The organism is Pelistega suis, assembly GCF_013133795.1.
GTDB classification, from domain to species: domain Bacteria; phylum Pseudomonadota; class Gammaproteobacteria; order Burkholderiales; family Burkholderiaceae_B; genus Taylorella; species Taylorella suis.
On sequence record NZ_JABGBN010000005.1, the window covers coordinates 61,997 to 76,491 of the forward strand.

Consider the following 14,495-nt stretch of genomic DNA (forward strand, 5'->3'; position numbering starts at 1 on the left):
CTATACTGAAATCTGATACTCATCAAGCCATGCCTGCAACATCAAAGCACCCCATAAATGAGCACTCCAATCCCCTTTTCCACTTAAATGCGCTTGCCATGCTTGTTGGATTAATCGCTCATTTAATAAACCTTGCTGTTTAAGTCGCTCATTGTTTAATAAATCATTTGCCCAATCTTTTAAGGGACCTTTTAACCACGCCCCTAATGGTACGGAAAAACCTTTTTTAGGACGCTCCAGCAAAGCCTTCGGTACATGACGATATAACACTTCTTTCATCAACCACTTACTTACTCCATCACGACGCTTATAGTTTGGATGTAGATCCCATACAAACTCAAATACGCGATGATCTAATAAAGGCACCCTTGTCTCTAGAGAGTGATGCATAGCTGCGCGATCCACCTTCACGAGAATATCATCAGGCAAATACGATAGCGTATCGGTAATCATCATTGTTTTTAATAAACTACGTAAAGGTTTATTCGCAAATGCCGTTTCTGGCTCACTTCCACCAATCACTAAACGTTCTGGTGATTTCCAATACGACACAAAAGGCTGATAAAATGCCACACTATCTTTAGCTCGCATAAGCTGTGATAATTGCTGCCACTTCATCTGTGCAGTTAACTTTGCAGGTTTATGGGTATCAGGACTACTCATAACTTCACTAAACGCCCCGACAAAGGAACGTAAAAAAGCGGGCATTTTCTGACAACGATTCCACCATTGCTGGGCTCGAGCATAGCGGTTATAACCGCCAAATAATTCATCACCCGCATCACCCGATAAAGCAACCTTCACATGCTGTGCAGTAAGCCCCATCATCACCAAAACCGGTAACTGTGATGAGTCTGCAAAAGGCTCACTATAGACTTTAGGTATTTGCTCAAATAAAGCCAATCCATCCTTACCATCCATATAGAGTTCAGTATGGTCAGTACCTAAATGTTCTGCAATCGCCTTGGCAAAAGGTGCTTCATTGTATTGTTTTTCTTTAAAACCAATAGCAAACGTTTTAATCGCTTGAGAGCTCTGCTTTTGCATTAACGCAGCAATAAGTGAAGAGTCCGTACCTCCCGATAAAAAAGCACCGAGTTTTACATCAGCCAACATTTGATCCTTTACGCTCGTAGATAATATGTCCTCAAATGCATCCAATGCTAACTTATCGTTGGCAAAGACTCGATCACTACTGCGTTTAGCAATATCATAAGCAGACCAATAGGTAATCGGTTCAGACCAAGCAGCTTGCTCAAATAGCTGTTGAGCATCCAACACGAGATAACTCGCAGGCGGTAGCTTAAAAACATTCTCAAAAATACTATACGGTGCAGGAATATAGTTATGGCGCATTAACAGCGTCACGGCTTGACGATTAATTCGTTTATTAAACCCATCAATAGGCATTAAGGCTTTTAAATCAGACGAAAATAATAAACCCCGTGGGCTACGTGCATAATATAACGGCTTCTCACCAAATCTATCCCGTCCTAAGACTAGTGTATTCTCAGCGTTATCCCATAAGGCAAAAGCAAACATCCCCACCAGTTTAGCGAGCGTATCTGCTACCCCCCATTGTGCAAAGCAAGCTAATAATGTTTCTGTATCCGAATGACCTCGCCACACCTGCTTATCTAACTGCTCACGCAATGCTAAATGATTATAGATTTCTCCGTTAAATACCAAAACATAACGACCGTCATCACTCAACATAGGTTGATGTCCATGTTCAGATAAGTCTTGGATTGCCAACCGTACATGAGCCAATCCTACTTGCTGAGTCGCATTCATCCAGACCCCTTGACTATCCGGACCTCGCTCACGAATACGTGTACACGCCTCACTTAAGGTATGCTGCTTATGCTCAAAAGAGCCAATCAATCCAATAATGCCGCACATAGTCTTATTTTTTTATTCCTAATTCGCTAAATAATTTTTCCCAATCTTGACTAATCTTTTGCATAGAGAAGCGCTCTCTCACATTCGTAGCTTGACTCGCATACGATAGTCGCAACGACTCATTTCCCATCAAACTATCAAGCTGTTTAGCCATCGCTTCAGCATCAGCAACAGGACGAACCAATACCCCATCAATACCGTCACGAATAATCTCTCGAGGACCAGTGTCACAATCAAAAGAAACTGCACATAAACCACTTGCCATTGCCTCTTGTAAGCTATTTGATAAGCCTTCGTTATGTGAGCTCAATACAAATAAATCGGCACTTTCATACCAATCCTTAAGATTACCCACTCGCCCCGGTAATAACACCTTATCATGCAAAGATAGATGCTCAACTTGCTTGGTCAGACTTGTCCGTTCCGCCCCTTCCCCAAGAATAACCAATTGCCAATGCGGATATTTTTCGGCAATTTTTGCATAGGCATTTAAAAGAATATCAAAGCCCTTTTCTTGATGTAAACGACCTACTGCTAATAATCGCTTGCCTTGCAAAGGTTTCTGTGTAGGCAACATAGGTTCCGTATTTGTTAAAGGCCAATTTACTGCATTTTGAATAACGCTAACCTTAATATGAGGAATATGGTCACGCAACCACTCTGCACTCATTTCTGTCAGCGCTAGAACTCGTGCCGCCTTAGGGTAAGTCCATTGTCTGAGCTTATACCAAAACGAAGACATCTTTTGCGAAGGAGGATGGGCATGCTCTGTGGCAATCACTTTGGTTGGCAATCCCATTCCTGCAAGAATGGATAAAACAGATGAACTCATCATAATACCCACAACAATATCTGGTCGATATTGACGTATTGCTTTACGAATAGCCAATGCCTTTTTCAGATGAGAAAATACCCCTGTTTGGGAAAACAAGCCCGTAGATACTCTCGTCACTAGCTTATTGAGTTCGTAGACATCACTACTTTTATCCGTATGCGTCACTAAAATAACATCATAGCCTTGATAGCTCCAATGCTCAGCTAAGCTAACGGCCACCCGCTCAGCTCCTCCTCCATGTAGAGAAGGAATAACCAGCATAATAGAAAACTTTTTTTGATTAGACATTTTGTTTTACCGGTAACCGCCAAGCCACAATAAAATAGGACACAAAAGAAAATAAGTACATCACTGCTGTAGCAGTCATAATACCTGCAATACCGTAACTCGGAGCAAGTAGATAATTCATTAAAAACTTTACAGCAAAATTCATCAATGCAATCAATGCCATCAACTGATAGCGATTCTGACTAGCCAGCAACTGCACTAAAATCAGTACCCCAAAATAAAAAGGAATTTGCATTAAACCGTAACGCAATGCTTCTGCAACGGCGACTGTATTTTCGCTAGTAAATGCACCTCGCTCAAACACAAGCTTGACTAACCACGGTGCTAATAACCACGCAAAAGCCAATGCAACGAGACCCAAACCTACCATTGCCAATGACCATTTTAAAGCAATTGCTTTCGCCTGTTTTGCATCTCCCCTATGCTGAACATCGGCTAATACTGGTAAAGCCGCTCGTCCGACAGACGCCGCACCAATACCAATCACTACCGCCACCAATCGTGTGGCATATCCCATCGTCGCATTCGCATTATTACCCAATTGAGCGGCAAACATTTGATCCATCGGTGCGACAAAACTTAAGGCAATTTGCCCAATCAACATAAAGCCCGCTGCTTGCAACAACATCGACCAATGCTCAGACTTAAACTGCCATTTAGGGAATATCCAAGACTCTCCCTCTGCACGATTGGCCATATAAGACAATAAGAACGTTTGCAAAAGGTATCCACATAAGGTTCCTAAAACAATTGGCCAAACAGAAGTATCCCCAGGAGACAAAATAATCCATGCAAAAATGAATAGCGCTGGGAAGCTGTCTAAAAGATTATTAATATGGCGCTCCAAGGCTCGTAAGCGAGCCATATGAATGCCAATAACGAGAATAAGCAATCCTACTGGTGCAAACACCCAAATCATTTGCTGACTAAACTGGCGAGCCTCCGCACTCAATTTCCCTGCTGTATAGTGAATAATTTCAGGCCAAAAATACCATGTCAGTACGACAATGCCTACGCCAATGCTTAAAATCCAAGCCTGCAACTCAGACAAAAACTTATTTTTCTCCGCACTACCCAAATGGCGTAGCTTCACCAAAACAGGAATCAATACCACAGAAAAAGCGCCGACGATTGTTGTCGGCAACCAATTCGCCATGCTCTGCGTAAACTGATAGGCATCCACCACATCGCTAACACCATAACGACTGGCGATAGCGACCTCTTTTATGGCACCAGCAAGTTTACCAATAATAAGGAAAAAAGCGACTCGCATGGCACCAGAAATAATGCGCATATGGTCGCTTTTGTGTGTTTTAATCGGACTATCCACTTACTTCAAAAACTGAATATACCAAGGCATCGCTTTGGCTAAACCTTGAGTAATAGAGAAAGCAGGTTCATAGCCTAAGTGTGATTTAGCCTTATTAATATCCGCAAAAGAATGTCGTACATCCCCTTTACGAAAATCTGCATAAATAGGCGACTTCGTATACACCACACCATTTGCCGCTAATCCATCTCGGATATAACCAAACAAGGTATTCAATGTCGTCTGTGCATGATAGGCCACATTATAAACCTCAAAACCACTCTCTGGCATATGCGTTGCCGCAAGAATATTGGCCTGCACCACATTCTCCACAAAGCAGAAATCGCGACTCGTCTCTCCATCACCATTGACCGTGATATCCTGTTGATGAATCATCGCTGCCGTCCACTTTGGAATCACCGCTGCATATGCCCCATTAGGATCTTGACGCTTACCAAAGACATTAAAGTAACGCAAACCAATCGATTTAAACCCATAACTTTGCGCAAAAATCTTAGCGTATAACTCATCCACCAATTTCGTAATGGCGTACGGTGATAAAGGATTACCTATCTTATGCTCAACTTTTGGCAAGTCTGGATGATCTCCATAGGTTGAACTTGATGCCGCAAACACAAAGGCTTTTACCCCCTCATCGCGTGCGGCAACCAACATATTTAAGAAACCACTCACATTTACGGCATTACTCGTAATCGGATCATTTAAAGAGCGTGGCACTGAACCTAACGCAGCTTGATGTAACACATAATCCACACCTTTTACAGCAGTGCGGCATGTCTCCAAATCACGGATATCGCCTTCGATAAAATGAAAGTTTGCCCATTGTGCCGGGCTCACTTGCCCTTTGACTTCATCTAAATTGCGACGATGTCCGGTGGCAAAATTATCTAAACCCACTACTTTTTGGTTTAAACCTAATAGCGTTTCTAAAAGATTAGAACCAATAAAGCCTGCACACCCCGTCACTAACCATGTACGAGGTTGTGCTAATAATTCTGCCTTTGTGACTTCAAATGCCTGACTCATTCTTTTCCTTTATAGACGAATATCTGCTTGTTCTGCACTTAATACGTATTTCAAGTCATACAGTACATGTTCAGGCTTACCTAAGGCACGAATTGCCTCTGCGCCCATTTTCACAAACTGCTCATGAGCCACAGCCAAAATAATACCGTCATAAGCCCCTGCTGCTGGAGAAGCCACCGGCGTAATCCCATACTCGTGCTGCGTTTCTTCGACATCCACCCATGGGTCATACACATCCACCTGAATATTGTACTCACCCAACTCTTTCACAATATCCACAATACGTGTGTTACGCACATCAGGGCAGTTCTCTTTGAACGTTAAACCCATCACCAATACGCGTGAACCTTGCACTTGAATCTTACGCTTAGTCATCGCCTTCACTAACTGCGACACCACATAGGTACCCATGCTGTCATTTAAACGACGACCTGCCAAAATAATCTCTGGATGATAACCAATCGCTTGCGCTTTATGCGTGAGGTAGTAGGGGTCTACGCCAATGCAGTGACCACCCACTAAACCCGGACGGAACGGTAAGAAATTCCACTTCGTACCCGCTGCCTCTAATACCGCTTGCGTATCAATCCCTAAACGGTTAAAAATCAATGCCAACTCATTGATTAACGCAATATTCACATCGCGCTGCGTATTCTCAATCACTTTAGCTGCCTCTGCTACACGGATACTAGAGGCTTTATGCGTACCTGCTGTAATAATGGAACGATATAACTCATCCACCACATCGGCAATCGCTGGGGTCGAACCTGATGTCACTTTTTTAATCGTCGATACGCGATGTAATTTATCACCCGGGTTAATACGCTCTGGGCTATAACCTGCATAAAAATCCACGTTGTACTTTAAACCAGATACTTTCTCTAATACTGGTACGCACACCTCTTCTGTCGCTCCCGGGTATACCGTTGATTCATAAATCACGATATCGCCTTTTTTCAGTACCTTACCAATCGTCTCACTGGCTTTCACTAAGGGCGTTAAATCAGGCTGCTTGTACTCATCAATCGGCGTCGGCACTGTCACGATAAACGTGTTCGCTTTAGCAAGCTCTGCACCTTCTGCACTAAAACGTAACTGGGTCGCTTCTTTTAATTCTTCGCTCGACACCTCTAAGGTATGATCCACACCCGATTGTAATTCCGCAATACGTTTCTGGTTAATATCAAAACCTAAAACTTCTCGCTTTTTACCAAATTCTACCGCTAACGGTAAGCCCACATATCCTAAGCCTACAACGGCTAATTTGATGTCTTGTAATTGCACGTTAAACTCCTAAAGAGCATAAAAAAAGTTATTGTAACAAAGCCATTTTTTTCAAATAGCTAAGAATAGTAAATATTATCGCTTGTTAAAAATCGAGGGTAACAGTAGCCATCTTGGACAACGCCATTTCACTAGGCGTGAATACAACCAAATATAGACTAATGAAAAACTCAACATACCTAAGCAAAGCAGTAAGGGATTATCCCAAAACAGCGTAGCAGGCACTAAATTCAACAAAGTAAGCACCCATAGATAAGGAGATGTTAAGGCATTACATAGATAGGGCAATGCCTCTTTACCCTCTCGACTAAAGGTGACTCTCACTAAACGACGGAAAATTAATTGGTGTAGATGCAAAGCATCAGGCTGATCGACAGGAACTCCTCTTTTAAACTTACGTCGCCAAATTGAAAACAAGGTCTCAAAGACGGGATAAAACAAGACCGCTAAAGCATAGAAAGGGGATACTGAAGGATTACGCATAACGAGCAACACGGCCAATTCAGCCAAAATAAAGCCGATAAAATAAGCACCACCGTCACCCAAGAAGACACGACCAAATGGGAAATTCCATACAAAGAATCCCACAATAGCGGATGCCATAGCTAGAGCAATCGTAAAAACAGCCATATCGCCCACTTGATATGCCACCAAGGCAATTGAAATGGACATTAACACCGATACCATTGACGCCAGTCCATTCATCCCATCCACAAGATTAAGTGCATGGGTACAGCCACCTACAGCAATGACAGTAAATATTAATGAAACCGGCCAGAAGCTAAAAAGGTAGTCAAGCACCTCAACATCTACTCGGCTAACACCACCAAAGAACCACCATGCAATCGCTGCCGATAAGAACGCAGCGAGTAAGCGCTTACCCGCACCCACATCCTTTGTAATATCTTCTAAAATGCCCGCACCAAATACTGGTAAAGCCGCCACAAACAAGGCTGGCCACAACCAATGTAACGTCGTATTATCAGGCTTACCCCACACCAACAACCCCGCTAGTGTACCAGCAAAAACCGCCAAACCACCAACCCGTGGCGTAGACACTTTATGCGATGCTTGTGGTTTATTTAAGTCATAATCGCCTGTAAAACGACCATGCCAACGCTCTGAAAAAACGATTAACCCACCAACAGTAAAAGCTGTTAATACCACGTATAGGTATTGAAAAGAAATTGACACATCTAACCCCACATGGGCATATTAAGAATAACCTCGCTATCTTAGCGTTATTTCATCATTTCGTGTGTAATGATTGTTTGCTGTTTTTTACAGACAACAAAATTTAAAATTGTTTACAATTTTCTAAGGGTTTTTACTTACTTTTATCTTGCAATGCACAAAGAAAACTGCAATAATTTCATTGTTGATGGTTGATGCCATCTACAGTTGTCTCCTCCACCCTCCTCCTTTGGTGGATTTTGCCCAGAGTCGCAAGACTCTGGGTTTTTTTTATTTACGTTCATACACAACAAAATCAAACGCTAAACCATGTTGAGGCTCTTGAACATCACGAGACACCTCCTTCCATTGGGCAGAATCTAACTCAGGAAAGAAAGTATCACCGTCCATACTGGCATGAATTTCGGTCGCATACACACGATCAACGAGACCTTGTGCTAACGCCTGTTTATAAATTTCACCGCCACCGATAATAAAAATCGTATCATGCACCGCTCTAGCCTGTTTTACAGCTTGCTCTAAAGAATAAGCAATCTCTGTTCCCTCTGCTTGGTAATGCGCATCTCGGGTTACGGCGATATTTAATCGCCCCGGTAAGGGACGACCTAAGGATTCTCTTGTTTTGCGCCCCATGACAATAGGACAGCCCATCGTGGTTTTTTTGAAATAAGCCAAATCAGCGGGCAACCGCCATGGTATATCATTATCTTTACCGATAACATGCTTCTGGTTATACGCCACAATAATATTAACGCTCATTTTCAACCTCTGTTATACCGCCACAGGCGCTTTGATATGAGGATGATGCTCATAACCAATAATTTCAAAATCTTCATAGTTATAATCAAAAATTGAATCAGGCTTACGCTTAATAGTCAATTTAGGGTAAGCAAATGGTTGACGAGATAATTGCTCTTCCACTTGCTCGAAGTGATTACTATAAAGATGGCAATCTCCACCGGTCCACACAAAATCACCCACCTCTAGATTACATTGCTGAGCGACCATATGCGTTAATAAAGCATAGCTAGCGATATTAAAAGGCACTCCTAGAAAAATATCCGCACTACGCTGATAAAGCTGACAAGAAAGCTTACCATCTGCCACATAGAACTGGAAAAAAGCATGACAAGGAGGTAACTTCATATGCGGAATCTCTGCCACATTCCAAGCCGAGACAATCAAACGACGTGAGTCTGGGTTATTTTTAATCTGCTCTACTACTTGACTGATTTGGTCAATATGCTCACCACTCGGTGTTGGCCAACTACGCCACTGCACACCATAGACAGGCCCTAAATCACCGTTTTCGTCTGCCCATTCGTCCCAAATACTCACCCCACGCTCTTGCAACCAACGCACATTAGAATCGCCACGTAAGAACCATAACAACTCAATAAAAATACTCTTGGTATGCAATTTTTTAGTGGTAACTAAAGGGAAACCTTCCTGCAAATTAAAACGCATTTGATAACCAAATACAGAACGCGTCCCCGTACCTGTACGGTCCGTTTTCGTCACGCCATGCGTATACACATGGCGCATAAAATCTTCATATTGTTGCATTTCCTATGCCTCGATAATCATCACTTCATGAGTGAACTCTGCTGTTTTTTCTAACATCGCAACCGCCGAACAATACTTATCATGAGATAATTTGACTGCTCGCTCAACGGCATCACGACTTAAGGATTTACCCGTTACCTTAAAGTGAAAATGAATTTTTGTAAAAACCTTAGGGTCTTCTGTCGCTCGCTCTGCATTGATGTCGACCGTACATTGCGTCACCGCATGACGACCTCGCTTTAAAATCAATACCACATCATAAGCAGAACACCCCCCCGCACCTGACAACAACAACTCCATAGGGCGAGGCGCAAGATTATTGCCACCACCTTCGGGGGCACCATCCATCGCAATAATGTGACCACTTCCTGTTTTCGTCACAAAAAGCATGCCCTCAGGACCATTCCACTGTACAGAACATTGCATAACATCAACCCTTAAATAGTAGTGTCGTCTTTTTTCTGAAATCGATTATAGATAAACCAAGAGGCAGCACCCAAGGCTAATGTTTTCACCAAACCACTTCTTGCTTGCGCTACTCGCATTAAGCCCTTAGCAATACTAAAACTCAGTCCCGGATATTTTTGTAATAAATCAAAGGCTGCCGGCACACTCGGCAGTAAGCCTGCCACCTTCTGTGATCCAGCACTCACGATAGCATCTTTAATAACCTCTGGTTGCAGGTTCTCTTGAAATCGCTGTGTAGCTTGTTTTAACTGTACTCGATCCAATTGTGCTTTTAATAAGAGCGTCTGAATTTCTAATGGATGCTGTTCTTTATTCATCATTGCCCTCTTTGATTGTTAGCTGCCCTGACTCCTGAAAATAGGCCAAATCTTGCTTAAGCGTCGCTTTCGTATATGGGAACGCCTCCGTTTTTAAATGGTGACGTAATTTCATCACCCCCACTAGAGCGACCAACAAATAAAATGCTAACAAGCCCAATACCGACCACCCTCGATACGGAGTATCCCAGAAATAGACAAGGACACCTATATTGAGCATTAGAAAAGCAAACCCCATAAAAAACAAGACCAGCACAGCCCAAATAGCTACACTGGCAAATCGCTTTTTCTCTTGCGAAAACTCAATCCCAAATAGACTTGCTCGCGTCCCGAAAAACGCGAGCATATTCTGCAAAAGACTAGAAAAATCGTCTTTTATGCGCATATTTATTTACGTCCAATAATAATACCTAATAGCAACGCTGCGACACTCACTGCACCCACGGTTCGCCAAGGATTCTCTGACACATACGTATCAGTAGCTTTTGCCGCTTCACGCGCTTTTTCAACAACTTGCTCTTTGCCAGAGTCAAAGCTTTGTTGTACTGATGCTAATAGGTCTTTTGCTTTTGAGCGTAATTCATCTGCTTTTTCATTACCCGCCTTAGAGGCTTGTGCTAATAATTCTTCAGCATCTTGAACAGTCTTACGTAAATGTTCTAATAATTCTTCTTCTGTAGTCATTTTACGGTTAGCCATAATATTTCTCCTAAAAATTAAACACCATCAAATAAAGATAAACGAAAATTGGTGTGTTTTCCGTTCCTATACATTGATAATAACGACTAAAGCGAGAATAACAAGCCTTATTTACACTTAGTAACACTAAATCCCATTATCGAAACAGCATGAAAAATCTCAGGCCTCTTTTTGGCGTGTACCAAATAAACGATCGCCAGCATCTCCTAAACCCGGAATAATATAACCATCTTCATTTAAGCATTGATCAATCGCCGCCGTATAAATATCCACGTCGGGATGCGCTGTTGTCACCTTCGCAATACCCTCTGGCGCAGATACTAACGTCAATGCTCGAATATCTTTACATCCCGCCGCCTTAAGCATATCAATCGTTGCAATAAGCGAACCACCTGTAGCCAACATAGGATCAATAATAATCGCCATACGCTGATCAATCTCACCCGCTAGTTTTTTTAGATAGGTGTCCGCTTGTAAGGTTTCTTCATTGCGTGCAATCCCTACCGCACTTACTTTAGCTCCCGGAATAAGTGCCAACACCCCATCTAACATACCAATACCTGCTCGCAAGATTGGCACTACCGTTACTTTCTTACCGGCAATTTTCTGGACAACCACCTTGCCACACCACCCTTCAACAGAGGTATGTTCCAATTCAAAATCCTTGGTTGCTTCATACGTTAACAGAGTAGCCACTTCCTGCGCCAACTCACGAAAACTCTTAGTGCTTAATTCTGCCTTACGCATCAGCCCCATTTTATGCTTAACCAATGGGTGTTGAATCTCATAGATAGCCATGAAAACTCCAAATAATCCTATGTACAAATAAACAAATAGATTGCCGTCATTCTATCACGAATGGACTTATTACGGTTGATAAATATTCAGTCTGTACAAGGGTTTTAAAAGCACTTTTCATATATAATAAGGGGTTTACCAATTGCTTTTAGTCTTTTGACTGTCTTTAACAATGATTAACCCCAACCTTAGTCTTGCAGACTTTGACTATACGCTCCCTCCAGAGCTTATTGCCCAAAAACCTGCTGCACAACGTACACAAAGTCGCCTACTTCGTGTCAGTCGCAATAACACTTTGCACGACCACACATTTACAGACTTAGTGCAATTTTTAAAACCCAATGATTTATTGGTCTTTAATAACACAAAAGTCATTAAAGCACGCCTATTTGGACAAAAAGACAGCGGTGGCAAAATTGAAGGGTTAGTAGAGCGTATTCTAGCACCACAAAAAGCCTTAATGCATATTAAAGCCAGTAAAGCACCTAAGCCCGGCACCTTATTACTTTTTGCAGATACTGCTCGTGCTGAAGTGATAGGACGACAAGATGATCTTTTTGAAGTGAATTTTGATGATGAGGTTCTCTCTGTACTAGACAAAGTAGGGCATTTACCACTTCCGCCCTATATTGAACATAGTGCAGATTTAGAAGACTCCGAACGCTACCAAACTGTCTATGCTTCTCCCATGGGAGCTGTTGCAGCACCTACCGCAGGACTGCACTTTGACCAAGTCATGCTAGATCGTCTCACTCAATTAGGCATTAAAACAAGCTTTGTCACCTTACATGTTGGCGCTGGCACATTTCAACCAGTCCGAGTCGAAAAAATTAGCGACCACATCATGCATGCAGAATGGTATCAAGTATCGCAAGAAACTGTCGATGCCATCGCACAATGCCGCCAACAAGGCGGACGAGTTTTTGCTGTAGGCACAACGAGTGTGCGCGCCTTAGAATCAGCCGCTAATCAAGGTGGCGTTCATAATCGAATCCCTGTTGCACATAGTGGCGATACTCGCTTATTTATGACCCCCGGCTATGAAATAAAAGTCGTGGACGGTTTACTCACTAACTTTCACTTACCGCAATCTACCTTATTAATGCTAGTATCTGCTTTTATTGGTATTGATACAATGAAAAAAGCTTACGAGCATGCTATTGCACAACGCTATCGTTTTTTTAGCTACGGTGATGCCATGCTTATTGAACCAAAAACACTATAAAACCTATGTCTGGATTATCTTTTAACCTATTAAAAACAGAAGGTAAAGCTCGTCGAGCCAGCATTACCTTAAATCATGGCACAGTACAAACGCCCATGTTTATGCCTGTTGGTACCTATGGTAGCGTCAAAGCCATGCTTCCTCACGAACTAGAGGAAATCGGCTCTCAAGTTGTGTTGGGCAATACTTTCCATCTCTGGCTACGACCCGGCACGGAAGTCATTGAAAAACACCAAGGCCTACATGGTTTTATGCAATGGAACAAACCCATCCTTACGGATTCTGGTGGTTTTCAAGTATTTAGCCTGAGTGATTTGCGCAGTAAGATTACCGAAGAAGGTGTTAAATTCTCTTCTCCTATTGATGGAGCCAAACTATTTTTAACCCCTGAAGAATCAATGCGTATTCAACGCTCGCTAAACTCCGATATTGTCATGGTGTTTGATGAATGTACGCCTTACAAAATTGGCGACCGCCCTGCGACTCACGAGGAAGCGGCTAAATCTATGCGCATGTCACTTCGCTGGGCTCGTCGATCCAAAGAGGCATTTAATGCACTTGGCAATCCAAATGCTTTATTTGGTATTGTCCAAGGCGGTATGTACGAAGACCTCCGTGAAGAATCCTTGGCTGGTCTAAAAGACATCGGTTTTCATGGCTATGCTATCGGTGGTTTATCTGTAGGTGAACCCAAAGAAGATATGGAACGCATCCTTACTCATATCGCCCACCAACTACCAGAAAACGCTCCTCGCTATCTTATGGGTGTAGGCACCCCTGAAGATTTAGTTTTTGGCGTATCACAGGGTGTTGATATGTTTGACTGTGTCATGCCATCTCGTAATGCACGTAATGGCTGGTTATTTACGCGTTTCGGTGATATTAAAATCCGCAATGCTCGCTATAAAGATGATACAAGACCATTAGACCCAAGCTGTACCTGCCACACTTGCCGTCATTTCTCACGTGCTTATCTACATCATATGCAAAAAGCCAATGAAATTACAGGCGCACGTTTAAATACACTACACAATCTCGCTTTTTATCTACAAATTATGAAGGAAATGCGAGAGGCTTTGGAGCAAGGTCGCTTTGAAGAGTGGAAAGAACAATTTCATAAAGACCGTGCAAAAGGCATTGATTAACTTAAAAATCGCTACAATATACGATTAACTTATATTTATTCTGGAGTTTTACATGTCACTAACTGATTTACTTCGAGTTTCTTTAAACCAAGCTGAAGCGGGTGCTGCTGGCGGTTTAGCCCAATTCCTTCCTATCATCCTTATGTTTGTGGTGCTTTACTTCTTAATGATTCGCCCACAAATGAAACGCCAAAAAGAACACCGCAAAATGGTTTCTGAATTAGCCAAAGGTGACGAAGTGATTACAGCAGGTGGTTTGCTAGGCAAAGTTTCTCGCGTTACTGACAACTACATTGCTTTAGAAGTGGCTCAACAAGATGGCAAATCTATCGAGATCCTTTGCCAACGTGTTGCGGTAACTTCTGTTTTACCAAAAGGTACTATCAAAGACCTATAATCCTCTTTGATGCTCTCTGTG

General features: G+C 42.5%; 16 protein-coding genes. 3 read left to right on the forward strand and 13 right to left on the reverse strand.

The window, feature by feature from the left end; genetic code table 11:
- From asnB to upp, 13 genes are all read right to left on the reverse strand, one after another.
- Positions 1-1,902, reverse strand: coding sequence for an asparagine synthase (glutamine-hydrolyzing) (gene asnB, locus HKX39_RS07200; RefSeq protein ID WP_171680655.1), 1,902 nt, complete (start codon positions 1,900-1,902; stop codon positions 1-3).
- A 4-nt stretch (positions 1,903-1,906) separates the two neighbouring features.
- Positions 1,907-3,025, reverse strand: coding sequence for a glycosyltransferase family 4 protein (locus HKX39_RS07205; protein ID WP_171680656.1), 1,119 nt, complete (start codon positions 3,023-3,025; stop codon positions 1,907-1,909).
- Positions 3,018-4,319, reverse strand: a complete 1,302-nt coding sequence (gene murJ, locus HKX39_RS07210) for a murein biosynthesis integral membrane protein MurJ (protein WP_171680657.1) — start codon at positions 4,317-4,319, stop codon at positions 3,018-3,020. Before murJ ends, HKX39_RS07205 begins: the two co-directional genes overlap by 8 nt.
- 36 nt (positions 4,320-4,355) lie before the next feature.
- Complete coding sequence (locus HKX39_RS07215) at positions 4,356-5,381, reverse strand: SDR family oxidoreductase (RefSeq protein ID WP_171680658.1); 1,026 nt, start codon at positions 5,379-5,381, stop codon at positions 4,356-4,358.
- 9 nt (positions 5,382-5,390) lie between these two features.
- Positions 5,391-6,665, reverse strand: coding sequence for a Vi polysaccharide biosynthesis UDP-N-acetylglucosamine C-6 dehydrogenase TviB (gene tviB, locus HKX39_RS07220; RefSeq protein ID WP_171680659.1), 1,275 nt, complete (start codon positions 6,663-6,665; stop codon positions 5,391-5,393).
- Positions 6,666-6,740: 75 nt separating this feature from the next.
- Complete coding sequence (locus tag HKX39_RS07225) at positions 6,741-7,859, reverse strand: glycosyltransferase (protein ID WP_171680660.1); 1,119 nt, start codon at positions 7,857-7,859, stop codon at positions 6,741-6,743.
- A gap of 270 nt (positions 7,860-8,129) precedes the next feature.
- A complete protein-coding gene (locus HKX39_RS07230) occupies positions 8,130-8,618 on the reverse strand; it encodes a dihydrofolate reductase (RefSeq protein WP_171680661.1) in 489 nt (162 codons plus the stop codon).
- 12 nt (positions 8,619-8,630) lie between these two features.
- A complete protein-coding gene (locus HKX39_RS07235; protein ID WP_171680662.1) occupies positions 8,631-9,425 on the reverse strand; it encodes a thymidylate synthase in 795 nt (264 codons plus the stop codon).
- A gap of 3 nt (positions 9,426-9,428) precedes the next feature.
- Positions 9,429-9,851 carry an OsmC family protein gene (locus HKX39_RS07240; protein ID WP_171680663.1) on the reverse strand — a complete coding sequence of 141 codons (423 nt, stop codon included), beginning with the start codon at positions 9,849-9,851 and terminating at the stop codon, positions 9,429-9,431.
- 11 nt (positions 9,852-9,862) lie between these two features.
- A complete protein-coding gene (locus HKX39_RS07245; RefSeq protein ID WP_171680664.1) occupies positions 9,863-10,213 on the reverse strand; it encodes a hypothetical protein in 351 nt (116 codons plus the stop codon).
- Positions 10,203-10,595, reverse strand: a complete 393-nt coding sequence (locus HKX39_RS07250) for a phage holin family protein (RefSeq protein ID WP_257051696.1) — start codon at positions 10,593-10,595, stop codon at positions 10,203-10,205. Before HKX39_RS07250 ends, HKX39_RS07245 begins: the two co-directional genes overlap by 11 nt.
- 2 nt (positions 10,596-10,597) lie before the next feature.
- Positions 10,598-10,909: an ElaB/YgaM/YqjD family protein gene (locus HKX39_RS07255; protein ID WP_171680666.1), complete on the reverse strand. Its 312-nt coding sequence runs from the start codon at positions 10,907-10,909 to the stop codon at positions 10,598-10,600.
- A gap of 159 nt (positions 10,910-11,068) precedes the next feature.
- Positions 11,069-11,707: a uracil phosphoribosyltransferase gene (gene upp / locus HKX39_RS07260; protein ID WP_171680667.1), complete on the reverse strand. Its 639-nt coding sequence runs from the start codon at positions 11,705-11,707 to the stop codon at positions 11,069-11,071.
- Positions 11,708-11,879: 172 nt separating this feature from the next.
- Here upp and queA point away from each other — a divergent pair, with 172 nt between their 5' ends.
- From queA to yajC, 3 genes are read left to right on the forward strand one after another with little or no spacing between them, the layout of a single operon-like run.
- Positions 11,880-12,932, forward strand: coding sequence for a tRNA preQ1(34) S-adenosylmethionine ribosyltransferase-isomerase QueA (queA, locus tag HKX39_RS07265; protein WP_171680668.1), 1,053 nt, complete (start codon positions 11,880-11,882; stop codon positions 12,930-12,932).
- A 5-nt stretch (positions 12,933-12,937) separates the two neighbouring features.
- Positions 12,938-14,077 (forward strand): tRNA guanosine(34) transglycosylase Tgt, encoded by a 1,140-nt coding sequence (gene tgt / locus HKX39_RS07270; protein ID WP_171680669.1) that lies wholly within the window; start codon positions 12,938-12,940, stop codon positions 14,075-14,077.
- A 52-nt stretch (positions 14,078-14,129) separates the two neighbouring features.
- Complete coding sequence (yajC, locus tag HKX39_RS07275) at positions 14,130-14,474, forward strand: preprotein translocase subunit YajC (RefSeq protein WP_171680670.1); 345 nt, start codon at positions 14,130-14,132, stop codon at positions 14,472-14,474.
- The last annotated feature ends 21 nt before the right edge of the window (positions 14,475-14,495 follow it).